Raw genomic sequence first — 26731 nt, 5'->3', positions numbered from 1 at the left:
TCTCATGCTGCTCAGGTGGGTGCTGCACTAATCCCCGATCACCACAGCAAACTGCCCCGCAATCGGCTGGACCTCACAATCGACTTCCGCTGCGCGGCGCTCGATGACTAACACGTCGGCCGCGTCGAGAGTAATGAGCGGATGGTGCCAGACACTGCGTCGCAGCGTCAGTCCCTGACCCGGCTCGACGATGAAGGCGCGGATCGCCGACTCATCCGGCGCATCCGCGCCCGAGGTAACGACGGCGAGGCAGCGCGCCGCGCCCAAAGGAACGAAAGTCTGACTGCCGTGGCGGTGCCGTTCGAATGCGGTGAGCCGGTACGGTGCGCGATGCGCTCCTTCCTGCGTGCGGAAGATCGTTACGCAGGCCGTACCGCCCTCGCCGGCTACATCCAGATGCGCAAGGTCGAAGCGTTGCGCTGTACCGGCATTGATGGCCACACCCGCGACACTTTCGACCCCCGCTTGCGCGTGCGGCATCAGCAGATCACCGAACGGCGCAATCCCAGCGGCAGTCAGTGGGACTGCCGTAATCAGGCGCAGACTCATGCCAGCAAGGTGCGCGCAAAGCGGATCAAGGCCAGATCGCTGCCCGGCGGGCCGATCAGAGAAAACCCGAGCGGCGCGCCATCAATGTGCATCAGCGGCAAGGAAATTTGCGGAAAGCCCGATAAGCCGGACAGGCACAGCATACGAATCGCTTGATTGCGATAGTCTTCCAGCATGTCTTCCGTATCCGACAGCAGCGGCGCAACATCGGGCATGGTCGGCAAGACCATCAGCTTTCCCCCCGCCAGCAAGGACGTGAAATGCGCGCAAAAATTGGCGCGTATCGCGCTATGTTCGGCCAGTTGCGTTTCCGTAATCTGACTCGACCACGCAAAACGGTCTTTCACTCCCGGCCCGAGTTGCAGACCGTAGCGGGTGATGGTTTCACCGTGACTTTGCCAGGCCTGATACCCCTGAATGTGGCGGAAGGCCCAATACATCGCATCGAATGACGGCGCGGCAACGTTCACCGGCTTTGCCTCGCCCAGCTTGGACGACAACTGTTGCAGCGTTTGCGCAAACACGGATTGCACCCGTGGATTGAGCAAGGCCAGTAAGTCAGTCGGAACGATGATTTCCGGCGACGCTGGCAAGGTGCCGGTATCGGCCCCAAGCAAGACCCCGCCTGCGAGAGCAAAGGTATCGATATCGCGTGCGAACCAGCCGCAAGTATCGAAGCCGGGAGACAAGTCCATGGTCCCCTTGAGGTCGATACGCGCGTGGGTCGGACGCAGACCAATCAGGCCGCAATGACTGGCGGGTGCGCGCACCGAACCGCCGGTATCGGTCCCCAGCGCGATATCGGCCAGCCCGTTGGAAACCACCGATGCCGAACCCGAGCTGGAGCCGCCGGTAATCCGCTCATGCGCTGCGCCATTGCGTGGCGTACCGAAATGGGCGTTCTTGCCATTCATGGAAAAGGCCAGTTCATCGGTAATGGTTTTGCCGACGAAAGTCGCACCGGCCTGCGCCAGTGCCTGCACCGCAAGCGCGGAGACGGGTTTGATACCGGAGAGCGCCAGCATGTGCGGATTGCCGCAGCCGGTCGGGTAGCCGGCCACATCGAAAATATCCTTCACCGCAAAACGTAATCCCGCTAGTGGCGAGGAACTGACGGCACCGGCGACAGGCGTAGTGCTGGTCGGATAGGGCACGAAGCAGTGGGCGGCATCGGCATCGGCGTCGGAGAGCGTAGTTTTAAGCGTAATCGAAGGCATGAATCACTCTTTCACAATGGAAAAACAGAGGGAGGAAGCAAGGAAAAGCAGAGCGTTTATGAGCTTGCCAATGCGGATGCGGCAATTTGCTCAAGACGCACACAGCTGACGACATGACCCTCACCGAGGGCCACTTCGGGCGGTGTGGCAAGCAGGCATTCCGGCGCGGCGTATTTGCAGCGGGCGGCAAACGCGCAGCCCGGCGGCAAGTCCGATAAATCCGGTGGCGCACCGATGATGGTTTCCAGCCGCCGCCCTTTTTGCATCGCGCCATGACCACGACTCATCAGCAAGGATTGCGTGTAAGGATGGCGCGGCGCAGTGAGCAGACGAGCAGCACTGCCCTGTTCGATGATCTTGCCGGCATACATCACTGCGATGCGGTCGGCCACTTCGGCTGCCGCACCGATATCGTGGGTCACGAACACAATGGACAAGCCCAGCTCTTTTTGCAGATCGCGCAGCAACAGCAAAATCTGAATCTGCACGGTTGCATCCAGCGCGGTAGTCGGTTCATCGGCCAGCAAGACTTTGGGCGAGCACGATAGCGCCAAGGCAATCATGGCCCGCTGCCGCATGCCGCCCGACATTTCATGCGGATAGGCATCGAGCCGGCTTTCAGGGCTGGGAATGCGCACTTTCTCAAACAAGGCCAGCGCTTGCCGGTGCGCTTCTTGTGGCGACACTTTTTTGTGGCGACGAATCACTTCCATGATTTGCGCACCGACGGTATAGACCGGGTCCAGTGCCAGCAGCGGTTCCTGAAAAATCATGGCGACGGTTTTTCCGCGCAAGTCGGCCAGACCGCGTGGCGACAGCTTCAGTACATCCTGGCCATCGACTTCCAGCTGGCCGCTCATGCGGGTGGAGCGTTCCGAATGCAGACGCATGATGGCGCGCAGCGTGACGCTTTTGCCGGAACCCGATTCGCCAATCAGCGCCACCACTTCGCCCTGTGCCACGGTCAGATTCACGCCGTTGACAGCGCGCACCAGTTTGCCGGGTGCGGCAAAGCTGACGTGGAAATCGCGCAAACTGATCATGTTGGTATCAGACATCAGCAGTCCCCCAGGCAGGTAAAAAGGTAGTGGCACCGACATAGCCGGAATCCGGCTCGTAGCGCAGACAGGCCGCGCCGTGTCCGCTGGCATCGTTAATAAACAAGGGTGCGCGCTCGCTGCACACCGTTTGCGCCAGTGCGCAGCGCGTGTGGAAGCGGCAGCCGGACGGCGGATTAATCGGATTCGGCGGATCGCCGGACAGTGGGGCAACCATCGTCCTTTGCAGCGGGTCGGAGGTGGGCATCGATTGCAGCAAGGCCTGCGTGTAGGGATGTTTAGGTTGGTCGAACACCTGATCCGCGCTACCGATTTCCACCACTTCGCCCAGATACATCACCAGCACGCGGTCGGAAATAAAGCGCACCACATTCAGATCGTGGCTGATGAATAAATAGGTCAGGCCGAATTCCTGCTTCAGATCTTGCAGCAGATTGAGCACCTGGGCTTCGACCGATTTATCGAGCGCGGACACCGCTTCGTCCAGAATCACCAGTCGCGGTTCCAGTGCCAGCGCCCGGGCGATATTGACCCGCTGGCGCTGTCCGCCCGACAACTCATGCGGATAGCGACCTGCGAAGCGTTGCGGCTCCAGACCTACCCGTGCCAGCAAATCACGGGCGCGGGTAATCGCAGTGCGTGCCGGTGTGCCGTGGACCGTTGGCGCAAACGCAATCGAATCTTCGATGGTCATGCGCGGATTGAGCGAGGAATAACTGTCCTGAAACACCATCTGCGTTTGCCGCCGGAATTCGCGCAAGGGCAAGGCACGCGAGCCAACTGTTTCACCGTCGAATACCAGCTCGCCGCGGTCTTGTTCAATCAACTGCATCAGCAGCCGCGCCGTGGTCGATTTGCCGCAGCCGGACTCGCCCACCACGCCCAGCGTTTCGCCTTTGAGGATGTCGAAACTGACACCGTCCACCGCCCGCACCGAGCGACGATATACTTTACCGAATTGCAGCGCCTTGTTTTTCAGGGGAAAGTGCTTGAGCAAATTCCTGACCTGCAGCAGGGGCTGGCGCGGGCCGCCGACATCACGGATGTCAACGTGGGCGCTGACTGCGTTTTCTGCATTGATGCTTGAATCGCTCATTGCTTCACCTCCATCGCCGCACGCAAGCCGTCCGACAGCATATTGAAAGAAATCGAAGTCATGAAAATGAATACGCCCGGTAAGGCCGCGATCCACGGTTGTGTGTAGATGGCGGTGCGCAGGGTGTTGAGCATCAGACCCCATTCCGGCTCCGGTGGCCGCACGCCCAGACCAAGGAAGGACAGGCCGGAGGCCAGAATCATCGAGACCGAAATCAAGCTGGTCGAATAAACGAAAATCGGCCCCAGTACATTGCCCAGCACATGCGCCCGCACAATGGCAAACGGACCAGCACCGGAGGCGCGGGCGGCGTCGACATAATCGCTGCGCCGCACTTGCGTGGTGACGCTTTCCGCCACCCGTGCGATTTGCGGGATGAACACAATCGTCAGCGAAGTGAGGGCGTTCAGAATGCCCGCGCCCAGCGCGCCGGAAAGCGCAATGGCCAGCAGCACCGAGGGAAACGCATACAGCACATCGATGCTGCGCATGACCACCGTATTGATGATGCCGCCCGCGTAGCCGGCCAGAATGCCGAGACTGCTACCGATCAGGAATGCCAGCAGCACCGGGGTGAGTCCCATGAACAGCGACAGCCGACCGCCCAGCATCAGACGCGACAGCATGTCACGGCCGAGTTCATCGGTGCCGAGCAGATGGCCGACGGTGCCTATCGGCTTGAGGCGGGTAAACATTGAGGCCTCGAAGGGATCGCCCGGCATCAGCCACGGCGCGGCGATCGCCATGACCAGCAACACGACAATCACCGCAGCAGCGGCCATGGCGATGGGATTGCGCACGATGCGCGCTGCGACGTTAGTGAGATGGCCGCGTGAGCGGACGAAGCTGGTCGGGCTGGCAGGGAGTGCGGTAGTGGTAGCTTGCATGGTCAGCTTCTTTCTATGCGGGGATCGAGCACGGTCTGCAGGATGTCCACCAGCAGATTGAGCGAGACAAAAAACAGGGCCAGGATCAGGATCGTGCCTTGCAGCAGCGGCAGGTCGCGTTGGAAAATCGCCTGATTCAACAAGAAGCCGGTACCGGGCCAGGAAAACACGGTTTCGATCAGGATGGAGCCGCCCAGCAGATAACCGAGTTGCAGGCCCATGACTGCCAGCCCGGTCGGTGCGCAATTTTTCAGCACATGCTTGAACACGCCGAACTCCAGCAATCCACGCGCCTTGAGTCCGAGCACAAATTCCTGCGAGAGGATGTCGGCCACCAGTGCGCGCACGGTGCGAGCGATGATGCCCATAGGGATGAAGGACATGGTCACTGCCGGCATGATCATGTACTTGATGTGCTCCATATCCCAGACCCAGGCGGCAGAGCCGTCAGGGCCGGCACCGGTGGGCGGCAGCCACATCAGCTGCGACGAAAACACGATCACCAGCACCATGCCCAGCCAGTAATGCGGCACGCTGACGCCGACGACGGAAATCAGCGAGGCCAACCGATCAGCCCAGGAGTGGCGGAAATAACCGGCCACGAAGCCGAACAGCGAGCCGAAGAAAAACCCGATCAGCGTCGCCACCGAGGCCAGCATCAGGGTATTGCCGACGGCCTTGAATACTTCTTCTGCCACCGGCCTGCCGGTGGCGATGGAACTGCCGAGATCGCCGTGGAAGGCGCGGATAATCCAGCTAAAAAACTGTTCGGGATAACTGCGGTTGAAACCGTAGAGTTCCATGAGCTGGTTGCGCAGATCGACCGAGGCGTCCGGCGGCAGAATGGACGACAGCGGATCGCCGGGGGCGATATGCACCAGCATGAAACAAAGAAAGGCCACGCCCAGCATGATGGGCATGGCGTACAAAATGCGGCGTATCAAATAGGAAATCATCGTGCTGTGCGGCTGCCGTCTTGCGGCGGCAGCCTCCGGTGAGCGGGATAATGAGGCGCAGGCGGTGGCGTCTATCTGTGGCAACTTCTTGTGGCAACTTCTGCCACCGCCTGCGGCAGGATTAGTCCATCGACATGGTGGCGATATCGATGAACCAGCTTTGCGGTTGCACTACACCTTTGACCTTGGGCGACATGGCGCGCGGACCGGTGTCATGCGCGACCCAGATGAACGGGGCGTCATCGACGATGCTGGCGTGCAACTGCGCTAACAAAGCATCGCGTGGTTTGTCTTCAAAGGTGGTGCGGGCTTTTTCAACCAGCGTATCGATCTTGGGGTTGCTGTAGAAGCCCCAGTTATTCGATACCGGAGGCGCAGCTTTGGAGCTGACGAAACGCACCATTGCAAAGAACGGGTCCATGGCGGCAAAGCTGATGTTGACCGCATCCGCACCATGCGCGCTCGGGTCTTTGGCACCGACGCGCCAGTTGTTGTATAGCGTGTTCCACTCCACCACATCGAACTGAACGTCGAAGAAGCAGGCTTTCAGATTCTGCTGCATGAATTCATTCATCGGCAGCGGTTGCATCTGACCTGAGCCGGAGGCGGAAATCTGCACCTTGACCTTGATTGGTTTGGCAGCGGAATAGCCGGCTTCCTGCATCAGCTTGCGTGCGGCATCCGGGTCGTACTTGATATTGAACTGCGGTTTGCCGCGCCACGGATGGCCCGGTTCCACTGTGCCGGTGGCTTCGCCCATCAAGCCACCGAGCAATTGCTTCATCGCCGGACGATTGACGCAGAGATTGGCCGCGTAACGCACGCGCTTGTCCAGCCACGGCGAGCCTGGCACGAACGATAATTGCCACGGCCACACATGCGGTTGCGGATTGGAATAGATCTTGAAGCCGCGGCCTTTGAGGGTATCCAGTGCATCCGGTGCGGGCGCTTCAATCCAGTCGACCTGACCCGACAGCAAGGCGGCTGTGCGGGAGTTGGCTTCCGGCAGCGGCAACATCACCACCTTGTCGATTTTAGGGCGGCGCTTGGCGTCCCAGTACTCTGGATTCTTGACTAACTCCAGGCGTTCGCGCGAAATGAATTTGCTCATCTTGAATGGTCCGGTGCCGGAAGCATCGGCCGCAAAGGCATTCCATGCCTGCTTCGAGCGCTCGGCTTTGCCGGAGACCGACGCCGGTACGGCTGCCAGTTTTTTGGCCCAATGAATGGGCGAGGCCATGAACAGATTGGTCAGGTTGATCGGCAAAAAGGAGTCCGGCTCGGAGGTGGTGAATTCGACGGTCAGGTCGTCGATTTTTTTGGCTGAGCGCAGCGTTGGCATGCGCGAAGCGGTGGTGCCGACCTGGCTGGGGTCGAAATTCGGCGCATCTTTGTCGAGTACTTTCTCGACATTCCACACCACCGCATCGGCATTGAAAGAAGAGCCGTCATGGAACTTCACATTCGGGCGCAGCTTGAAAATCCACTTGGTCTTGTCCTTGGGATTGACGGTCCACGACAGTGCCAGATCGGGAATCAGCACGCTGGCCTGATCGGCCTTGCTCAGGTCCCACTGGGTCAGACTGTCGTACATAGGAATGCCGGTAAAGCGGTTGCCTTCAAAGCCCTGATCGGGCTGCCCTGATGTGCGAGGAATGTCGCCGGCGGTCATGCCGATACGCAGTACTTTTTCGGCGGCGGCATTGCCGGCAAAAATACCGAGCGCCAGACTACAGGCAATGACGAGTGCGCTTTTCTTGCTCATGCTTATGTTGATATTCATATTCATGCTTTCCTTGATGGGTGAGGGTGGCAACTGTCAACAACTACGACAAAGACAAATGAGGAGTAAATCAACAACATTCCTCGCGTTACAAACCGATTGAAAAAATGTTCATGGCTCAATCAGAGGGATTTCTGCGCGTGCAGCGGAATTGCGCAAATGGGTTTGCATGGCCGCGCGCGCGCCGTCGGCATCGCCGAGGGAAATGGCGGCGGCAATCAGGCGGTGTTCTTCGCACGGCTCCCAAATTCGGGCATGGTCGGCAAACGGCAGACGCAGGCTGTGACTGATGCGCTCGCTGAAATCGCGCAGCACGCGTTGCAGGTCGGGATTGCCGGACAATTCAGCGATGAGCTGATGGAATTCCAGATCGGCTTGCGAGGCTTCGATCAGATCCAGATTCTTGAGTGCGTTCTCCAGCCGCGCTTGTATGTTCCACAGTCGCGCAGTGGCATGGACGTTGACGCCGCGTGCGGCCAGTGCGGCGGCAGCGGGTTCGATGACGAAACGCAATTGCAGCGTGGCCGGTATATCGGAAGTGCTGGAGGTGATCGCGCCGCGCTTGGTGCTGACTTTGCTGGCCTTGCCGCTTTTCCCCGGGCCTTTGCCGGAAGTGACGAGCGTGCCTTTGCCCGGTACGGTGCGGATGAAGCCGAGCGCTTCGAGCATGGACAGCGCCTCCCGCAAAGAGGCGCGGCTAATGCCCATCGTTTCGGCCAGATCGCGCTGACCGGGCAGCATGTGGCCCGTCTGATAGACGCCGGACAGTATCTGGCGTTGCAGGTGTTGCGCGGCGGTATTGGACATGCTCATCGAAAGCCCCTGATCGGTCTGACTGGTCTGACCACAGCAGCCGTATGAGCAACTTGTATGCCACATGCGTTTTCGCTCTCCGCACAGAGAGTACGGAGAGCGGAGCGAAAAAATGGAGAAGAAAAAGTCGGGCGAGGAAGGGGACTGTTTGCACCAATACTGATCGGCGCTGCACGGCGGTAGTGAATCGCGTCAGCGGAATAAGCAACGGTACGGTGTGCTTTTAGCGTGGCGCGTCTTGTCCTGCGATTGCGTAGATTGCTGAAAGGTATCAGCGGGCATCAGCGCTGTATTGTGTATTTTTTAGTGCATCAAAGCTGCCGGAAGAAGGCAAATAATTCCGGTGCATCCGAATAGGCGACATTAAAACGGAACCAGGTTTCCTGAGATGGCGACAGATGGAAAAAATCGCCGGGTGCCAGCCAGATGCCTTTTTGTCGCGCACGGTCGGCGATGTCGCGCGCGCTCAAGGCACAGCCATCCAGACGCGCCCATGAAAACATGCCGCCGCGCGGCGTGGTGAACGGGGTGAGGCCGACTTCACTCAGCCGGGCGTTGACTCGCGCCTGCGCGCCCAGCAACGAGGCGGCCAGCGTTTCCACATGACGACGGTGATGGCCTTCGGTCAATACGCCATGCACCAGTCGTTCGGTGATTTCGGAATTGGTCAGCGTCAGCACCATCTTGGTATGCACCAACTGCCGCGCAATATCGCGGTGACAAGCGATGAAGCCGAGTCGCAGTGACGGCGCAATCGTCTTGGAATAACTGCCGACGTAAATGACGCGCTGCAGGCCATCGAGCGCGGCCAGCATCGGGTCGGTGGCCTGACCGAGTTCGCGGAAAATGTCGTCTTCTACCACCCAGAAGCCGTGCCGTTCGGCCGCTTGCAGCACGCGCATGGCGCACGCCGGCGTGTAGGAAGTGCCGGTCGGGTTGTGCAGGACGCTGGTGGTGAACAACATTTTTGGCTTGTGCAGACGCGCCAGCGTGTCCAGTGCCTCGGTATCGACGCCGGTTGGCGTGCGCGGTACGCCGATCACGTTCAGGTCGGCCAGTCGCAGCATGGGGATCAGGTTGCAGTAGGCGGGGTCGTCGATCAGGACCGTGTCGCCGCGCTTGAGCATGGTGCGGATGATGAGGTCCAGTCCCTGCGTTGCGCCGTGGGTGGTGAGGATCTGTTCCACCGGCACGTCCAGCGACCAGTTGGCGAGGAATTGAGAAATCAGTTGGCGCAGCTGGACGTAGCCATAGGGATGGCCGTAGCCGACTTGCTGCGTGCCGGGGGCGCGGGAAATGCGCCGTTCGGCCTGATGCAGTCCTTCGCCGTCCAGCCACTTGCCGGGCAGCCAGCCGCAGCCGGCTTTGATCGGCACGCGCTCGTCGGCAAACATTTCGCCCAGCAGCCAGGCCGAGTCGATCACCGGTTCCGGCGGCAAAAAACTGAGCAGGGGGCTGGCGGGGACGCCCCTGACAGCGATAAAAAATCCCGCGCCGCGCCGGACTAATAGCAGGCCGCGCGCCACCAGTTGCTCGTAGGCTTCCACTACCGTCGAGGTGCCGATGCTGTGCGTTTCGGCAAACAAGCGTACCGAGGGCAGGCGATCGCCGGCGCGCAGCTGGCCTTGTTCAATCAGTGCTGTCAGGCCGCTGGCGACTTGTTCTACCAGCCGCACTGCGGTGTTTCGGTCGAGCGCAAGATGAATCGGATTCTGCTGTGTCTTCGCCATTGCCCCGGTCCTTTGCGTAAGTGTGAGCAATACAGTTTTGCGGAAAGTGGAATACTGTTTTGCGTCAATCTTCAAAGTGTATCTAACAATACTGACGATGTCTCGCAATAATCAAGGTGCCAACAGCGTACCTATCCTGTTCGCAAACCGATCAACCATACCGAGACCCCACGCAAGGACCGCCCCTAATGACTACCGCCACACCTGCCGCTTCCCTTGATATGTCCGCTTTCTGGATGCCCTATACGGCCAACCGGAATTTCAAGGCCCATCCGCGCCTGCTGGTGTCGGCTTCCGGCATGTACTACCAGGATGATGCCGGCAACGCGGTGCTGGACGGTACTGCCGGTCTGTGGTGCGTGCCGCTCGGCCATGCGCAGCCGCGGATTGTGTCGGCGGTGCAAAAGGCCGTTGCCACGCTCGATTTTGCGCCGACTTTTCAGATGGGCCACCCGGATGCTTTCCGGCTGGCGGAGCGCCTCAGGCAATACACTGGCAATCAATTCAGCCAAGTGTTTTATACCGGCTCCGGTTCGGAAGCGGTGGATACGGCGCTTAAAATTGCACTGGCCTACCATCGCGTGCGCGGCGACAGTACCCGCACCCGCTTCATCGGGCGCGAACGTGGCTATCACGGCGTCGGTTTTGGTGGCATGTCGGTCGGCGGTATCGGCGGTAACCGCAAGACCTTCAACTCGGCGCTGATTCCCGGCGTCGATCATTTACCGCATACCCATAATCTTGAAAAGAATGCCTTCACACGCGGCGAGCCGGAATACGGCACGCATCTTGCTGATGAACTCGAACGTTTGGTGACGCTGCACGATGCCTCCAACATCGCCGCCGTGATCGTCGAGCCGGTGTCGGGTTCGACCGGCGTGTTGATTCCACCGAAAGGCTATTTACAGCGCTTGCGCGACATTTGCACCAAGCACGGCATTCTGTTGATTTTCGATGAAGTCATTACCGGCTTTGGCCGTCTCGGCACGCCCTTCGCTTCCGACTATTTCGGGGTGCAGCCCGATCTGATGACAACCGCCAAGGGACTCACCAACGGCGTGGTGCCTATGGGTGCGGTGTTCGTCAAGCCGCATATCCACGATGCCTTTATGCATGGCGCGGACGGTATCGAGCTGTTTCACGGCTATACCTATTCCGGTCATCCGCTGGCCTGTGCCGCCGGTCTGGCGTCGCTCGATATTTTCGAGCAGGACGGCATTCTTGAGCATGCGCAAAGCGTGTGCGAATACTGGCAGGATGCCGCGCATGCGCTGCGCGGTTTGCCGCATGTGATTGATATCCGCACCATCGGCATGATTGTCGGCATTGAGTTGGAACCGATTCCCGGTAAGGCCGGCGCGCGCGCTTTCGATGCCTTCCGTCGCGCCTTCGACGACGGTCTGCTGATCCGCACTACCGGCGACATCATTGCCTTGTCGCCACCGCTGATCATCGAGAAAAAACATATCGATGAATTGTTCGGCAAGCTGACGAAAATTTTGCAAACGCTGGCTTGATGTAGGACGCACGAAGCACGAAGCACGATGAAACCATGGCATAGAAAACGGACAACAACATGAATGCACGCACTCCCCCTACGACGAACATCACACTGCGCGTTGACGGCGAACGGCTCTGGAATTCGCTGATGGAACTCGGCGCAATAGGTGCCACGCCCAAGGGCGGCGTGTGCCGGCTGGCGTTGAGCGACCTCGACAAGCAGGGCCGCGATCTGGTCTGCGCCTGGGCCGTCAGCGAGGGCATGAGCGTGACCGTCGATCAGATCGGCAATGTTTTCATGCGCCGTTCCGGGCGCAATAATGCGCTGGCGCCGGTCGTTACCGGTTCGCATATCGATACCCAGCCGACCGGTGGAAAGTTCGACGGCAACTATGGCGTGCTGGCCGGATTGGAAGTGATTCGCACGCTTAATCAGCACCAGATCGAAACTGAAGCGCCGATTGAAGTGGCGGTCTGGACCAATGAAGAAGGTTCGCGCTTCGTGCCGGTGATGATGGGATCGGGCGTTTTTTGCGGCGCGTTTTCACTGGAACATGCCTATGCCGCCACCGATACGGCGGGTCTGAATGTACGGGACGAACTGGCGCGCATTGGTTATATCGGCGAGCAACAATGCGGCGATCATCCGATTGGCGCGTATTACGAAGCGCATATCGAACAGGGGCCGGTGCTGGAAAACGCCGACATTGTCATCGGCGTGGTACCGGCTGTGCTGGGACTGACCTGGTACGACTGCACCGTTACCGGTTTTGAATCGCACGCCGGTCCGACGCCGATGGAAATCCGCAAGGATGCCTTACAGGTCGCCACTTACATCATGCAGGAAGTGGTAGCCATTGCGCTGCGCTATCCGCCTTACGGGCGCGGCACGGTCGGCATGGTGCAGGTGATGCCGAACAGTCGCAATGTGATTCCGGGGCAGGTCAAATTCTCTATCGACTTGCGTAACGTCAGCCCTGAATTACTGGTCAGCATGAACCGCGATCTGGAAAATTTCCTGGCAAAAATGCGCAGCGATACCGGCCTCGGCATTGAGTTGCAGCGCGTATCGGATTTCCCTCCCTGCCCTTTCCATCCCGCTTGCGTCTCGAACGTGCGTGCTGCGGCGGAACTGCTCGGCTATCCGACGATGGACGTGGTGTCGGGCGCGGGGCATGACGCGATCTATGCCGCGCGTCTGGCGCCGGCCGGCATGATCTTCGTGCCGTGCAAGGATGGCGTGAGCCACAATGAAATCGAAGATGCCAAACCCGAGCATCTGGAAGCGGGCGCTAATGTATTGCTGCACGCCATACTGGCGAGCGCGGTGCGGGTCTGAGTCAGAAAGGCGCGCCCTGCCCTTAGCGGGCGCAGGCGCGCGTCTGGTTAGGTAGCTCGCCGAAGCGTTCGCGGTAGTAGGACGAGAAGCGGCCCAGATGGCCAAAGCCGAATTCAAATGCGGTGTCGGAAATGTTGGTGTCCGGTTGTGACAGCAAACGGTCACGGGCGGCATCGAGCCGGATATTGCGCAACAGATCCATTGGCGCTACGCCGTGATGCTGATGGCACAGCACATTGACCGCACGCACGCTGACCCCTGCCGCATGTGCCAGATCGGCCAGCGAGAGTGGTGCGCACAGTCGCGTCCTGATATATTTTTCAAGCGCATCCAGCCGTTGCACTTTGGCGCAGCCAACCAGACTGTCGGCCGATTCTTCGGCGGCCACGCCGGCTTCAGTCGGACGGATCAAAGGGGCGGCGGAAAGCTGCGACCAGAGGAATTGCGCGGCGCTGCGTTCAAAGTGGTCTATCCACATATCATGGCCATCGTCCAGACTTGGCAGGGCGAGCACCCGCAGCAGCGACTGCACCAGCAGATCCCAGTGCGGCGCGGAGTGTTCCGGTAGCAGGAACAGTGAAGGCATGGTCAACGGGTGGCTGGCATCGGGCACGCCGATGTCGTCAAACAGGGCCAGCGGTACTTTCAAGATTAATTGCTCCGATCCTGCCTGCCACCACAATCGCAGATTCTTCTTTGGTGCAATGAGGGCGGTGGAGCCTTGCGGAATGCACACTTTCTGACCATCGGATTCGATTTCGGCATGGCCGCTCAGCGTCATGTGCACCAGCACAAAGCCATCGAACAGCCTGGGTTTGACGATGACTTCCGCGCCGTACTTCAGCATGAAAATCTGCATTTTGTGAATCGCCGCTTTGAACAGCACCGTATTCACATCGTCGCCCTTCCATTGCAGGTCATGCTCGGAGAGTTCTCTGGCAATCTGGGCGTGCGAGTCCACTTTCTTGTTCGATTGGAAAACGCATCGCCGGTAAAGGGGCGCCAGGCTGAGCGAGTGACTGATGGTGTGCATGCTTACCTCACGACGGTGTAGTGCCGCGCGAGCCAGTACCTGGCGTGACGGCGGTAGAAGTCAGAATGGATGCCGGCCTGTCGCGTTCTACGCTTCAGGCCATGTGAAAAACAGGTGCAATATTCATGCCCGGGGGGGCGTAAGTAATACTTATTTTTTATCGGTCTCTGTGCTGCTCTATGCTGCGGTCTCTGTGTCGTTCTATTTAGTTTTGTGCTGTCGCTGACAATAGCATGAGAAGCGATTGCCAGTTGATGCGGATGCCTCTGCGGTTCTCTGTGATTATCTGCGATGCAGTGACGGCTGCACGATGCAATCTCCGCCACCGCCTCGTGCCCTGTCCTTGCATCGTTCGCGCCACTGCGCCCGAACTTCCTCAGTACAATACCTGCTCTTGCATCCTTGTATGCTCCTGAAGGTATGGAGGTAGTGTGGAACTGCGACATCTCAAATATTTCAATGCCGTTGCCAGCACGCTGAGTTTCAGCCGCGCCGCCGAACTGCTACATATCGCGCAGCCGCCGCTGAGCCGGCAAATCCGCCAGCTGGAAGACCTTGTCGGCGCTGAACTGATCGACCGGAAATCCCGCCCGATTGCGCTGACCATGGCCGGCAAATTTTTCTATGAGCAAACGCTGCAAGTTCTTGCACGCGTCGATGAAATTGCTGAAAGCACGCGCCGCATTGCGCGCAGCCAGCAGCAGTGGTTTGGCATTGGCTTCGTTCCTTCCGTGCTGTATGGCTTGCTGCCCGAACTGATCAAGCGCTTCCGGGCGGACATGCCCGACATTGAAGTCGGCTTTACGGAGCTGATGACGATGGAGCAAGTCGAGGCCTTGAAATCGGGACGCATCGACGTCGGTTTCGGCCGCCTGCCGATGAGCGATCCCGACATCATTTGCGAAACCATCCTTCAGGAGCCTCTGGTGGCGGTATTCCCGGTCGGACATCGCTTGCTGAAAAAATCCAGAATCGGCTTGGAGATGCTGGCAAACGAAAATTTCATCTTGTACCCCGCCAGACCGCGCCCCAGTTATGCCGATCAGGTACTGGAACTGTTCGCCAGCCGTGGCCTGAAACCGACAATCGTTAAAGAAGCCAATGAAATGCAGACCGCCATCGGTCTGGTCGCTGCCGGTGTCGGCGTGGTGCTGGTACCACAGTCGGTGCAGGGCCTGCACCGTAGCGATGTGGTGTACCGGGCGTTGTCGACCAAGGATGTTTTTTCACCGGTCATCATGAATTTCCGGGCCAACGATCAATCTGCCTTGTTGCAGCATTTGCGTGCGCTGGCATCGGAAATTGCATTGCAGCAGGCCGCTGCATCTGAAGCGCTTGGTTGTGTGCCTTAGTTGAGTGCCTTAGTTGAGTGCCTTAGTTGTGTGTCTTAGTTACGCGCCTCAGTTGCGCACCTCAGTCTCGCACCTCAGTCGCATACCCTCTTCAGCGTAAAAACTCCTGCAAAAGATGGGTGAATTCCACCGGTGCTTCCAGATTGGATAAATGCGACGCGTCCAGTTGTTCCAGCACCGCATCCGGTATGTTGGACTGCATGAACAGAGCGTCGTCCACCGTGGTGACCGGATCGTGGCTGCCGGCGATGATCAGTGTCGGGGTCTTGATAGTCGAAATGGCATCCCGCAAATCGGCTTCGGCCAGGGCCTGACAACCGCTGGCGTAACCGGCCGGCGAGCACTTCCGCAAACCTTCTACATACCGCTGCACCAGCTCCGGCGAGCGGGCGATGAAATCTGCCGTGAACCAGCGCGAAGCCGCACCGTCGGCAATGGCATCCATGCCGGTGGCCGTCAGTTCGGCGCGGGTACGCCAGCCTTCTGCCGTACCGATGCGTGCGGCGCTATTGGCAACGACCAGCGTGTTCAAACGCTCGCCGGCGTGAATGGCCAGCCACAAACCAATCATGCCGCCCATAGAAATGCCGCAGAAATGGACTTGCTCCACTTCCAGCGCATCGAGCAGGCCGATCACATCACCGCCCAGTTGCGCGAGCGTGACGAACGTGGTGGAAACGCTGCTGCCGCCGTGGCCGCGCGCATCGTAGCGCAAGACCCGGTATTGCGACAGCAAGCGCGACGCCTGGTAATCCCAAAGCGAGTAATCGGTGCCGAGCGAATTGGCAAACAGGAGGACGGGCGCGCCGGCCGGTCCGTGCAGCGAATAGGAAACGGTTTCGCCGTTCAGAAGGAGTGTCGACATGAGAAATTCCGGTTGATTGAGGGAGACATGCGCAGGGCGTGTGCGCATGATCACCTTAAACGCTCATGCGGGGGCGTTTAATTTCACCGGAGGGCAAACCTTGCTGCTCGGCATGCAGGGTCAGGTCGAAATCGATGGAGTAAAACGGCGCATCGACTTCGTTGCTGCGCAGCGCTGCGGCATCGGTGATACGCACGATGGGCGGGACCAGACCTTCGCGAGTAGCAAAGGCAAAGTCGTCCCACAGGAAGGGGTCGCCGTCGATATTGATCTGCGTGGTGAGCTTGCGGAAGCCTGGCGCGGAAACAAAGAAATGGATATGCGCCGGACGCGTTCCATGCCGTCCGAGCTGCGTGAGCAACTGGTCTGTTGCACCCTTGGGCGGCACGCTATAACCCACTGGAACCAGACTGCGGAAACGATAACGTCCTTGCGCATCGGTGCGGATGCTGGCGCGCAAATTGAACGGGCTTTGGCTGGAATCAAAAAAAGAATAATTGCCCAGATGATTGGCGTGCCAGACTTCCACCAGCGCGTTCGGCAGGACTTTCCCGGCGCTGTCGCGCACCTGGCCTTGCATGAATAAGACTTCGCCCGGTGCGACATCCTGATCGAGTCGCGCCATCCCCTTGGTTTCTGGCGCGCCTGCCACATACAGCGGCCCTTCGATCGTGCGCGGTGTGCCGCCGGTCACGCCATGCTTTGCATCGTCTTCATCCATACGCAGATCGAGGAAGTGCTCGAATCCCAGACCGGCGGCAATCAGGCCGTATTCCCCGGAGCGGCCGGCTTCGGTCAAATAATTGATGGCTACCCAGAACTCATCGGGCTGGATGTCCAGATCCTCAATGGTGTGAAACAAATCTTTCACGATGCGGTTGACGATTGTTTTGACGCGCGCGCTGCCGCTGGCCGTTTCCGTGCTTTCGATTTTTTGCAGCAGCGCGGCTATTTGATTTTTATCCATGGTGGTCTCCGTTTATCTTTCTTTATGGTGCGTCGAATCGGGTACTTGCGTATTTTCTCTGTCAGCAAAGGCTAAGGACGAAAGCTTAACGATCGTCTTGGTGTATCGATGAAGGGTGCCGGCACAGGGCCTCCACTTCAATTTGCATGTAGGGGAACAGCGGCAGACTCAGCAGCAGATCGTGCAATTCAGTTGAGCTGGCGACGTCAAAAATGCTGACGTTGGCGTATTGCCCGACCACCCGCCACAGATGACGCCACTTGCCTGAACTTTGCAGTGCGTGGGCCAGTTCTTTTTCCTTTTTCTTCAATGCATCTGCGGTCGCTTCCGGCATGGTCGCCGGGAGTTTCACGTCCATCGTGACTTTGAATAACATGGTGTCTCCTTCAGAAAGGGTGATTAATTTATCGCGTGGCAAACAGCGCGTTTTTATCTTTGTTTTTCTCTTTGATACTGGCTTTATCCCGGCGCAGGAAATGGATGCGGTCTTCGTCCAGTTCAATTCCCAGTCCCGGGCCGGTTGGCAGTTGCAGGGAAAAATCTTTATACGTGAGCGGCGTACGCAGAATTTCTTCGGTCAGCAGCAAGGGGCCGAACAATTCAGTGCCCCAGGCCAGCGCAGGGAATGTTGAAAATAACTGCGCCGAGGCTATCGTGCCGATGGCACCTTCCAGCATGGTGCCACCATACAGTTCTACGTGCGCAGCTTCGGCAATGGAGGCCACATCCCGCGCGCCGGTGAGTCCGCCGGACTGCGTGATTTTGATGGCGAACACATCGACCGCGTGGTGCTTCGCCAGCTGGTAAGCGTCGCTTGGGCCGTGCAGCGATTCATCCGCCATCAGCGGGATGCGGTTCTGATTCCTGAGTCGGCGCAAGCCTTCGTGATTGCCGGCGGCGATAGGTTGCTCCACCAGATCAATCCCGGCGTCATGCAGCATGTGCATGCCCAGCATGGCCTCGGTTTCGGTCCATGCCTGATTAACATCCACCCGCACGCTGCCGCGCTCGCCGATCACGCGCTTGATGGCGGCCACATGCGCGACATCCTCGCGCACCTCACGCAAGCCTATCTTCAGTTTGAAAATCCGGTGGCGTTTCAGGTCCAGCATGGTTTCAGCTTCGGCGATATCGCGTTCGGTATTGCCGCTGGCCAGTGTCCATGCCACCGGCAGACTGTCGACGATGCGCCCGCCGAACAGGGTGCTGAGAGGAACGCCGAGACGCTTGGCGTGGGCGTCGAACAGCGCGGTTTCGATGGCGCACTTGGCAAACCGGTTGCCTTGCACAGGTTTGCGTAGCGATTGCATCCTGGCCGCAATATTGGTCGCGTCGCCGCCGATGAGCAGCGGCGCCATATAGGTATCGATATTGGTTTTGATGCTTTCCGGGCTTTCTTCGCCGTAGGCCAGCCCGCCTATGGTGGTCGCTTCGCCATATCCGAGTATGCCGTCGTCACTGCGGATGAACACCAGAACCAGCGTTTGCTGGCGCATGGTGGCCACCGACAGCAGGTGGGGACGGATAGTCGGCACGTCCAGCAGCAGCACTTCTACTGCGGTAATTTTGATGGGGGAAATGGGCATCGTGATGGGTGTCGTGATCTCAGATTATTTGCCCTATCTTAGGAACAAAAGCGAGCATCTGTCCAAGACCGTTTTTGGCAGGCTGCATACCTGTTGGGTATAACGCAGCTTTGCGAGCGGATCGCTGCGGAGTGGCTGCGCGCAGAGTCCCGGCTTACTGCAAAAAACGGATAGTGAGCTGGCACCGGTGTGCAATCGGCGGATAGATTTGGCGTCATGTCTTCTCTACTATTTGAATCGTACCTGCTGAAATGGCAGACATTTATTACGGTCATTAATTACGGTCATTAATTGCGGTCATTAATTGCGGTCATTTATTACGTTCATTTATTACGTTCATTTTTTACGGTCATTTTCAGACTGAACATGTGAGGAAATGCATGATGAGCAATACCACTACTCAGGGCGAACAAGCCGGTTTCGTGCCGCTGGTTCAGTTTCCGCGCACGGATGGATCGCGCACACCGTACAAGGCATTCAGCTCGCAGGAAGTCTATGAACTGGAGCAGGAGCGGATTTTCCGCGGGCCGGTCTGGAGTTTTCTGGGTCTGGAAGCGGAAATTCCCGCCAGCGGCGATTTCAAAAGCACTTTTGTCGGCGATACACCGGTAGTGGTGACGCGCACCGAAGACGGCGGCCTGGCGGCATGGGTCAACAAATGCTCGCACCGTGGCGCGATGGTCTGTCGCACGCCGCGCGGCAATGCCGCGTCGCACAGCTGCGCCTATCATCAATGGAGCTTCGACCTGCGCGGCAATTTGCTGGGCGTGCCTTTCCGTCGCGGCCAAAAAGGCAGCGCCGGCATGGCCAAGGACTTCGATCCGAAATGTCATGGTCTGCGCCAGCTGCGCGTGGAAAGCTACCGTGGCCTGGTATTTGCCACCTTCAGCGAAACGGTAGAGCCGCTGGCCGATTACATCGGTGCCGAAATGCGGCCCTGGCTGGATCGCATTTTCCATAAACCTATCGTGTATCTCGGCTGCACGCGGCAGTACTCCAAATCGAACTGGAAGCTGTATCTGGAAAACGTGAAAGACCCTTACCACGCCAGCCTGCTGCACTTGTTCCACACCACGTTCAATATTTTCCGGGTCGGCATGAAGGCGCGTTCAGTGGCCGACAAGCGGCATGGTTTGCACAGCATCATCACGGCCACCAAAAACGAAGAAGAAACATCGGATGCTTACAAAGAGCAGGCCATCCGTTCCTTCGACGATGGCTTTGTGCTGGAAGACCCTTCCGTGTTGGGGCAGATCAAGGAATTCGAAGAAATGACCACCAACCATATCCAGCCGATTTTTCCGCAGCTGGTGGTGCAGCAGATTCACAACACGCTGGTGGCGCGTCAATTGCTGGCCAAGGGGCCGGATAATTTTGAACTGATTTTCCATTTTTTCGGTTACGAAGACGACACCCCGGAAATGCGTGCATTGCGCATCAAGCAAGCCAATCTGGTCGGTCCGGCCGGTTATATCTCGATGGAAGACACCGAAGCGACGGAGCTGGTGCAGCGCGGTACGGCGCGTGACCCGGACGATTGTTCCGTAATGGATATGGGCAAAGACAATCCCGATCAGGAAGACACGCTGATTACCGAAAGCCTGATCCGCAAGTTCTGGATGGGTTATCAAAAACTGATGGATTTTGGAAGGGCCTGAGCGATGGAAAAGATGAAATTATGGTTTGAACTGCACCAGCTGCAAGAGGCGTATGTCAATGCACTGGACAACGACCGGCTTGAAGACTGGCCCGAGTTTTTTACCGAAGACTGTCTGTATGAAATTATCCCGCGTGAAAATGCAGACGCCGGTCTGCCGATAGGCATCATTTATTGCGATAGCAAACGCATGTTGCGCGATCGGGTTCTGTCGCTGCGTCACGCCAATATTTTTGAGGCGCACAGCTATCGGCACATGACATCGGGCCTGATGATACGGCCGGTCGATGCGCAGACTGTTGAAACCGAATCAAGCTACGTGGTGATACAGACCTTGCAAAACGGAGAATCGTTTGTCTATCAGGCTGGCCGCTACATCGACCGTGTGGTGAAAACCGATGCCGGCTGGCGCTACGCCAAACGGCGGGTCATTTACGACACCTCCCGCGTGGCAACTCTGCTCGCTACGCCGATTTAATCGCCATGAACAAGGATTGGTTCGATATCGGGAGTGCCGATGATTTTGCCGACGGCGAAGTCGCACCGGCGCATGCAGGGGGTCAGGCACTGGCCGTATTCCGCTTGGGCGACGATGTGTTTGCGCTGAAAGATCTGTGTACCCACGGCAACGCAAAACTGTCCGATGGTTATGTCGAGAATGGTTGTATCGAATGCCCGCTGCATCAGGGCTTGTTCGACATTCGCAGCGGCGCACCGCGTTGCGCGCCGGTGACGGATGCGGTGCGCAGTTTTCCGGTCAGAGTGGTGGCGGGTCGGGTCGAGGTGGATGTTGCTGCGCCTGCCGCTGAGGTTGCGGAGAAGCCGCAAGCGGCAGTGCGCCAGCTTTCCGCCGTGGTGGAAACGATTACCCGTGCGGCAGGCGATGTGGCGGTATTGCACTTGCGCATCGATGTTGATGCCGACGCCGACGCCAGTGCCGGCTTCGCCTATCGCGCGGGTCAGTATGTGGATGTGCTGCTTGCCGATGGCCAGCGGCGTAGCTATTCGATGGCCGCGCCGGGCGGCAGTCTGTTGGAGTTGCATGTGCGCCATTTGCCGGGCGGCGTGTTTACGGATCGCGTTTTCGGCAGCTTGCAGGCGGGCGAAAGCTTGTCGCTGGAAGGCCCGGGCGGCAATTTTTATTTAAGAGAAACCGCGAAGCCCGTGATTTTGCTGGCCAGTGGCACGGGTTTTGCTCCCATTAAAGCCTTGGTCGAAGAGGCGATCGCCGCCAAAAATCAGCGACCCATGCGCCTCTACTGGGGCGGCCGCAAGCAGGCTGACTTGTATATGGATGCCTTGTGTCGTCAGTGGGCCGCGACGCTGCCCTGGTTTGAGTATGTGCCGGTGCTGTCGGAGCCTGAAGTCGGCGCGCAATGGAGCGGTCGCACAGGTTATGTGCATCTCGCGGTCATGCAGGACTGCACCGACATGACGCAGTACGAAGCCTATGCCTGCGGCGCGCCGATTGTCGTCGAGACCGCACGTCGTGAATTTATTGCCGGCTGCGGCTTGCCGGAGCATTGTTTTTTTGCGGATGCCTTTCTTTCCAAAGCGGATGCGCGGAAGTAAGTGCTGCCGTTGTCGTAGTTTTCACCTTGTCTGTAAATCCAACGGGAGTGTAGTGATGAATCGAATCGCAACAATGGCAACGATTGCCACGACGGTGAGTGCGGCGGTGCTGGCCATGGCGACCTGCGTGCAGGCAGCGGAACCCGTGAAGGTTGGCTTTCTGACCACGCTGAGCGGCCCTGCCAGCGCGCCAGGCGTCGATGAGCGCGATGGCTTCATGCTGGCCATGAAACAACTGGGCGGAAAATTGGGCGGCTTTCCGGCGGAAGTCATCCTCGTCGACGATCAGTTCAGTCCTGACGCCGCCAAACAGGGCGCGGACCGTCTGATTAAAAAGGAAAAGGTCGATATTCTGAGTGGCTTCGTCTATTCGAACATTTTGCTTGCCGTGGCCCCTGCTGCGTTTGCCAGCAAGACCGTGATCGTCAGCGCGAATGCCGGACCGGCGCAGCTGGCTGGCAGCGGATGCTCACCCTACTTTTTCAGCGCCAGTTATCAGAACGATGCCGCCCATGAAGCAGCCGGAAAACTGATGGCGGACAAGGGATACAAACGCGTGGCAGTGATTGCGCCGAATTATCCGGCGGGCAAGGATGCGTCGGCCGGTTTCAAACGCTACTTCAAAAATGCGCCCGCGCTGGAATTGTTTCCTAAACTCGGTCAGCTCGATTTCGCCACCGAAATTGCGCAATTGCGCGCAGCCGGTGTCGATGCGGTTTACTACTTTTTACCGGGGGGCATGGGGATCAATTTCGTCAAGCAATATGCGGCGGCCGGCATGGATGCCAAGATTGTGCGCGTGATGCCCGCCTATGACGCCGACCAGCAAATGATTTCGAATGGCGACCTGATTGCCGGCGTGGCCAATACCGGCCAATGGTCGTCGGATTTGCCCAATGAGCAGAACCGCGTATTTGTTTCTTCCTTCGTCAAGGAATACGGCCACCAGCCCTCCATGTTTTCCGCGCAGGCGTATGACGCCGCCATGCTGATCGACAGTGCAGTCAAGGCCGTCGGCGGGAAAATGGACAACAAGGAGGCGCTGATTGCCGCCATGAAGTCGGCGAACTTCAAGTCGATACGCGGCAATTTCAAATTCGCTGCTAATCACTATCCGATTCAGAATCAGTACGCGCGGGTAGTGGTGAAGGGGGCCGATGGCAAGTACGTCAACAACATGACGCAAACAGTGATGACGGCGCATGTGGATGCCTACGTTGCCGAATGCAAAATGCCATAAGCGGAGCGGCATTGTTAAGTGCGAATGGAGGCAGCCGGGTCTGGCGCTGCCTCCATCGCCATTGATTTTCTATTGATTTCGTATTGATTTCGTAAGTATTTCTTATTTATTTCTTATTTATTTCTTATTGAAACAGGCTCCAAGAGACGACCTTGAATAATCTAATTTTTGAGCAGCTCCTCAACAGCCTGCAATTCGGCATCATGCTGTTCCTGATTGCCTCGGGTCTGACGCTGATTTTCGGGGTGATGAATTTCGTCAATCTGGCGCATGGCAGTTTCTTCATGATAGGCGCGTATCTGGCCGCCTGGATTGCCGGTGCGACTGGCTCGTTCTGGCTCGGACTGGCAGGGGCGCTGCCGCTGACGGCGCTGCTCGGATGCGCGCTGGAGTGGCTGATATTCCGCCATCTGTATAAAAAAAGTCACATGGTGCATGTGCTGGCGACCTTCGCCTTCATCCTGATTTTCAACGATGCGGTGCGCATGCTTTGGGGTGCGCAGCCCTTGCCGCTGAACATGCCCGCCATGTTTGCCGGACCGGTCATCCTTTTCGGTTTGCCCTATTCGAGTTTCCGTTTGCTGATCATGGTTGTCGGTATTGCCGTGGCAGTCGGGCTGTACCTGGCGATTAACAAGACACGGATCGGCATGTGGGTCAGAGCCGGTTCGCATAATCTTGAAATGGTCACCGCGATGGGGATCAACATCCGTTTGCTGTTCCGGCTGGTGTTCAGCGCCGGGCTGGTGCTGGCGGCGCTGGCGGGAATCATGCTGGGACCGTTGGTAGCGGTACAGGCCGGCATGGGCGACGATGTCCTGATTCTGGCGTTTGTGGTGGTGGTCATCGGTGGCATCGGTTCGGTCGCCGGGGCGGCGATCGGCGCGCTGATTGTCGGGGTGGTCGATACGCTGGGGCGCGGTCTGCTGCCGCAGCTGTTCGCTCTTTTTCTCGATGCCGATGCGGCGGCGTCAGTCGGCCCGGCGGTTGGGTCGATGCTGATTTATCTGGTCATGATCGTGGTGCTGTTTTGGCGGCCCAGCGGTTTGTTTCCCGCACGTACCTGAGGATTTTCATGCAACGATTGTTATCAGTTTTTACCGTGGGGATAGTCATTGCCTTGTTTGCTTTCGCGCCGCTGCTGGCGCAGGCGGCAGGGCTGGACTATTACATCGGTGTGCTTACCCGGATCATGATTTTCGGAGTCGTTGCATCGAGTCTGAATTTTATTCTGGGCTATGGCGGCATGGTCAGTTTCGGTCATGCTGTATTTTTCGGTCTGGGCGCTTACACCACGGCTATCGCCAGTTTTCATGGCATCACCAACGCCTGGCTGATCTGGCTGCTTGCCGCCGCCGTGAGTGGCCTGTGCGGCTGGGCCATGGGCGCGATTGCCCTGCGTACGCGGGCGGTGTATTTCATCATGATCACCATGGCCTTGGCGCAGCTGTTCTATTACTTCTTCGTCGGGTTCCGTTATTACGGCGGGGATGATGGCCTTCAGATCACTGCGCGACCTGTCATCGGCTTGGGTCTTGATATCAGTAGCGACAAGGGCTTCTATCTGGTCGTGCTGGCGTGGCTGGTTGCGGTGCATGTGCTGCTGGCGCGGCTAAAGACATCACGTTTCTGTCTGGCGCTCAATGCCATCCGCGAAAATGAACGCCGGGCGCAAGCGATCGGCTATTCAGTGCGGCAGTACAAGCTAGTGGCCTTTGTGATTGCTGCCATGTTGGCCGGTGTGGCGGGGTCGCTGATGGGCATGCACAATTTATTTGTCAGTCCCAAGTTGCTGCACTGGTCGCAATCGGGAATATTGCTGGTGATGGTGGCGCTGGGCGGGGTCGGTTATTTTTACGGCGGGATACTCGGCGCGCTGGTGTTTTTATCGCTGGAAGAAGTGCTGTCCACCCATTTCGAATATTGGCAAATTTATGTGGGGCTGGTGTTGTTGCTGATGGTCATGGTCGCGCCGCAAGGGCTTGGTTCGCTGGCGACGATGGCGAAAGCGCTCAAAGGAAAAACATTGCCGCAGGGAGAGCAGCATGGCGCCTGATGCCTTGAATGTGCGTGGCTTGCAGAAAAGCTACGGCGGTTTATCCGCTACCAGGGATGTGCAGCTCACTGTGCAGGCGGGTCATGTGCATGCGATTATCGGCCCGAACGGGGCGGGTAAGACGACCTTGCTGTCCTTGTTGTCGGGCGCGCTGACAGCGGATGCCGGAGAGATTTTTCTGTTCGGCGAAGCCTTGCATCATCGCAGCGAGCAGGATCGGGTAGCGGCGGGTATGGGGCGCTCGTTTCAGATCACCAGCGTGTTCGATGAATTGAGTGTGATGGAAAATTTTTTGGTGGCCGTGCAACGTCAGCGCTATTCCGGCTACGGGTTGCTATCCCCCAGTCGCCGCGACCGGGAAGCCCGCGCTGCCGCTCACGCTATCGCGCAACGCGTGGGTTTGGGGGACGATGCTGGGAGCAATGCGGCGCAGCTTTCGCATGGTGCGCGGCGGCGTTTGGATATCGGTCTGGCGATAGCGTGCAATCCGCGCGTGCTGTTGCTCGATGAACCTATGGCCGGCATGGGGCATGAAGAGTCGGAAGAGATGATTGTGCTGATTCAGTCGCTCAAGCAAGAGTTGACGGTGGTGCTGGTTGAGCATGATATGGACGCCGTGTTTGCCCTGGCCGACAGGATTACGGTACTGGTGCAAGGCGCGGTACTGGCCACCGGGACGGTCGATGAGATCCGCGCCAATGCCGAGGTCAGGCTGGCTTATCTGGGCGAAGAGGACGAGCAATGACAGCACTTTTGGAAGTGGCCGGGCTGACCGGTGGCTATGGTTCCAGTCAGGTCTTGTTTGGCATCGACATGACGGTCAGCGAAGGTGAGGTGGTGACTTTGCTGGGACGCAACGGGATGGGCAAAACCACCACCTTGCGCACTATCCTTGGCCTGAACAAGACCACCGGCGGCGAGGTGCGGTTTCGCGGCCAGCCGCTGGCCGGTCAGACCGCCGATCAGATTGCCCGGCGCGGGATTGCCATCGTGCCGGAGGGGCGTCAGATTTTCAAGAACCTGTCGGTGGAAGAGAATCTCAGCGCTTTTGCGGCGCGCCGTAACGGGCGGGACAATCCCTGGACGCTGGAAAAAATCTACCGCCAATTTCCGCGCTTGCAAGAACGTCGGCGTAATGGCGGCGGTCAATTGTCTGGCGGCGAACAACAGATGCTGGCCATCGGACGGGCGCTGATGACCAATCCGCATTTACTGATTCTCGATGAAGCGACCGAGGGGCTGGCGCCACTGGTGCGGGAAGAAATCTGGTCTTGCCTGAAAGCGCTGCGCGAATATGGCCTGACCATTATCGTGATCGACAAATACATCAAGCGCCTGATTGGTTTTGCGGACCGTCATACGATCCTGGAAAAAGGCGTGGTGGTCTGGCGCGGCGATTCGGCGCAACTGTCGGCGCAGCCGGATTTGTGGGATCGTTATCTGAGTGTCTGACGCCATATCAAACCGGGGCGCAT

General features: G+C 58.3%; 25 protein-coding genes. 11 read left to right on the top strand and 14 right to left on the bottom strand.

Annotation, left to right across the window (positions count from 1 at the left end; genetic code table 11):
- Positions 1 to 27 precede the first annotated feature (27 nt).
- From RGU70_RS02555 to RGU70_RS02515, 9 genes are all read right to left on the bottom strand, one after another.
- A complete protein-coding gene (locus RGU70_RS02555; RefSeq protein WP_322207849.1) occupies positions 28 to 549 on the bottom strand; it encodes an ureidoglycolate lyase in 522 nt (173 codons plus the stop codon).
- Positions 546 to 1766, bottom strand: a complete 1221-nt coding sequence (locus RGU70_RS02550; RefSeq protein ID WP_322207848.1) for an amidase — start codon at positions 1764 to 1766, stop codon at positions 546 to 548. The genes RGU70_RS02555 and RGU70_RS02550 overlap by 4 nt, the downstream gene beginning before the upstream one ends.
- A gap of 56 nt (positions 1767 to 1822) precedes the next feature.
- Positions 1823 to 2824: an ABC transporter ATP-binding protein gene (locus RGU70_RS02545; protein ID WP_322207847.1), complete on the bottom strand. Its 1002-nt coding sequence runs from the start codon at positions 2822 to 2824 to the stop codon at positions 1823 to 1825.
- The gene (locus RGU70_RS02540) at positions 2817 to 3920 is read right to left on the bottom strand and encodes an ABC transporter ATP-binding protein (protein WP_322207846.1); all 1104 of its coding nucleotides are present in this window, start codon (positions 3918 to 3920) and stop codon (positions 2817 to 2819) included. The genes RGU70_RS02545 and RGU70_RS02540 overlap by 8 nt, the downstream gene beginning before the upstream one ends.
- A complete protein-coding gene (locus tag RGU70_RS02535; protein WP_322207845.1) occupies positions 3917 to 4807 on the bottom strand; it encodes an ABC transporter permease in 891 nt (296 codons plus the stop codon). Before RGU70_RS02535 ends, RGU70_RS02540 begins: the two co-directional genes overlap by 4 nt.
- Positions 4808 to 4809: 2 nt before the next feature.
- Positions 4810 to 5763: an ABC transporter permease gene (locus tag RGU70_RS02530; RefSeq protein ID WP_322207844.1), complete on the bottom strand. Its 954-nt coding sequence runs from the start codon at positions 5761 to 5763 to the stop codon at positions 4810 to 4812.
- Between the two features lie 121 nt (positions 5764 to 5884).
- Entirely contained in the window at positions 5885 to 7528 is a 1644-nt protein-coding gene (locus RGU70_RS02525) for an ABC transporter substrate-binding protein (protein ID WP_416186543.1), read from the bottom strand.
- A 129-nt stretch (positions 7529 to 7657) separates the two neighbouring features.
- Entirely contained in the window at positions 7658 to 8359 is a 702-nt protein-coding gene (locus RGU70_RS02520; protein ID WP_322207842.1) for a FadR/GntR family transcriptional regulator, read from the bottom strand.
- Between the two features lie 311 nt (positions 8360 to 8670).
- A complete protein-coding gene (locus RGU70_RS02515; protein ID WP_322207841.1) occupies positions 8671 to 10089 on the bottom strand; it encodes a PLP-dependent aminotransferase family protein in 1419 nt (472 codons plus the stop codon).
- Between the two features lie 188 nt (positions 10090 to 10277).
- Between RGU70_RS02515 and RGU70_RS02510 the strand changes: the two genes are divergently transcribed.
- Together RGU70_RS02510 and RGU70_RS02505 are read left to right on the top strand one after the other, a co-directional pair.
- Positions 10278 to 11606 (top strand): aspartate aminotransferase family protein, encoded by a 1329-nt coding sequence (locus tag RGU70_RS02510; protein ID WP_322207840.1) that lies wholly within the window; start codon positions 10278 to 10280, stop codon positions 11604 to 11606.
- Between the two features lie 59 nt (positions 11607 to 11665).
- Entirely contained in the window at positions 11666 to 12928 is a 1263-nt protein-coding gene (locus RGU70_RS02505) for a Zn-dependent hydrolase (protein ID WP_322207839.1), read from the top strand.
- Positions 12929 to 12950: 22 nt separating this feature from the next.
- Here RGU70_RS02505 and RGU70_RS02500 read toward each other — a convergent pair whose 3' ends face one another.
- Entirely contained in the window at positions 12951 to 13961 is a 1011-nt protein-coding gene (locus RGU70_RS02500) for an AraC family transcriptional regulator (RefSeq protein ID WP_322207838.1), read from the bottom strand.
- Between the two features lie 431 nt (positions 13962 to 14392).
- On the opposite strand from RGU70_RS02500, the gene RGU70_RS02495 reads away from it, so the two are divergent.
- Positions 14393 to 15313 carry a LysR family transcriptional regulator gene (locus RGU70_RS02495; protein ID WP_322207837.1) on the top strand — a complete coding sequence of 307 codons (921 nt, stop codon included), beginning with the start codon at positions 14393 to 14395 and terminating at the stop codon, positions 15311 to 15313.
- Positions 15314 to 15404: 91 nt separating this feature from the next.
- Here the strand turns inward: RGU70_RS02495 and pcaD are convergent, their stop codons facing one another.
- The 4 genes from pcaD to RGU70_RS02475 form a co-directional block, all read right to left on the bottom strand.
- On the bottom strand, positions 15405 to 16178 hold the full coding sequence (pcaD, locus tag RGU70_RS02490) for a 3-oxoadipate enol-lactonase (protein WP_322207836.1): 774 nt from the start codon (positions 16176 to 16178) through the stop codon (positions 15405 to 15407).
- Positions 16179 to 16233: 55 nt separating this feature from the next.
- Positions 16234 to 17145 carry a catechol 1,2-dioxygenase gene (catA, locus tag RGU70_RS02485; RefSeq protein WP_322207835.1) on the bottom strand — a complete coding sequence of 304 codons (912 nt, stop codon included), beginning with the start codon at positions 17143 to 17145 and terminating at the stop codon, positions 16234 to 16236.
- Between the two features lie 85 nt (positions 17146 to 17230).
- A complete protein-coding gene (gene catC, locus RGU70_RS02480) occupies positions 17231 to 17521 on the bottom strand; it encodes a muconolactone Delta-isomerase (RefSeq protein ID WP_322207834.1) in 291 nt (96 codons plus the stop codon).
- A gap of 28 nt (positions 17522 to 17549) precedes the next feature.
- Positions 17550 to 18731 (bottom strand): muconate/chloromuconate family cycloisomerase, encoded by a 1182-nt coding sequence (locus RGU70_RS02475; RefSeq protein ID WP_322207833.1) that lies wholly within the window; start codon positions 18729 to 18731, stop codon positions 17550 to 17552.
- Between the two features lie 380 nt (positions 18732 to 19111).
- Here RGU70_RS02475 and andAc point away from each other — a divergent pair, with 380 nt between their 5' ends.
- From andAc to RGU70_RS02435, 8 genes are all read left to right on the top strand, one after another.
- Positions 19112 to 20389: an anthranilate 1,2-dioxygenase large subunit AndAc gene (gene andAc, locus RGU70_RS02470; RefSeq protein WP_322207832.1), complete on the top strand. Its 1278-nt coding sequence runs from the start codon at positions 19112 to 19114 to the stop codon at positions 20387 to 20389.
- A 3-nt stretch (positions 20390 to 20392) separates the two neighbouring features.
- Positions 20393 to 20866 (top strand): anthranilate 1,2-dioxygenase small subunit AndAd, encoded by a 474-nt coding sequence (gene andAd, locus RGU70_RS02465; protein ID WP_322207831.1) that lies wholly within the window; start codon positions 20393 to 20395, stop codon positions 20864 to 20866.
- A gap of 5 nt (positions 20867 to 20871) precedes the next feature.
- Positions 20872 to 21960 carry an anthranilate 1,2-dioxygenase ferredoxin subunit AndAb gene (gene andAb, locus RGU70_RS02460; RefSeq protein WP_322207830.1) on the top strand — a complete coding sequence of 363 codons (1089 nt, stop codon included), beginning with the start codon at positions 20872 to 20874 and terminating at the stop codon, positions 21958 to 21960.
- Between the two features lie 55 nt (positions 21961 to 22015).
- Complete coding sequence (locus RGU70_RS02455; protein WP_322207829.1) at positions 22016 to 23200, top strand: ABC transporter substrate-binding protein; 1185 nt, start codon at positions 22016 to 22018, stop codon at positions 23198 to 23200.
- Positions 23201 to 23352: 152 nt separating this feature from the next.
- Positions 23353 to 24267, top strand: a complete 915-nt coding sequence (locus RGU70_RS02450) for a branched-chain amino acid ABC transporter permease (RefSeq protein WP_322207828.1) — start codon at positions 23353 to 23355, stop codon at positions 24265 to 24267.
- 8 nt (positions 24268 to 24275) lie between these two features.
- Complete coding sequence (locus RGU70_RS02445) at positions 24276 to 25256, top strand: branched-chain amino acid ABC transporter permease (protein ID WP_322207827.1); 981 nt, start codon at positions 24276 to 24278, stop codon at positions 25254 to 25256.
- Positions 25246 to 26001 carry an ABC transporter ATP-binding protein gene (locus RGU70_RS02440; RefSeq protein WP_322207826.1) on the top strand — a complete coding sequence of 252 codons (756 nt, stop codon included), beginning with the start codon at positions 25246 to 25248 and terminating at the stop codon, positions 25999 to 26001. The genes RGU70_RS02445 and RGU70_RS02440 overlap by 11 nt, the downstream gene beginning before the upstream one ends.
- Positions 25998 to 26708, top strand: a complete 711-nt coding sequence (locus RGU70_RS02435) for an ABC transporter ATP-binding protein (protein WP_322207825.1) — start codon at positions 25998 to 26000, stop codon at positions 26706 to 26708. The genes RGU70_RS02440 and RGU70_RS02435 overlap by 4 nt, the downstream gene beginning before the upstream one ends.
- The last annotated feature ends 23 nt before the right edge of the window (positions 26709 to 26731 follow it).

The organism is Herbaspirillum sp. RTI4 (assembly GCF_034313965.1).
GTDB lineage: Bacteria > Pseudomonadota > Gammaproteobacteria > Burkholderiales > Burkholderiaceae_D > Herbaspirillum.
The sequence above is the reverse complement of the archived record's forward strand: the minus strand, read 5'-3'. Positions and strand labels throughout refer to the sequence as shown.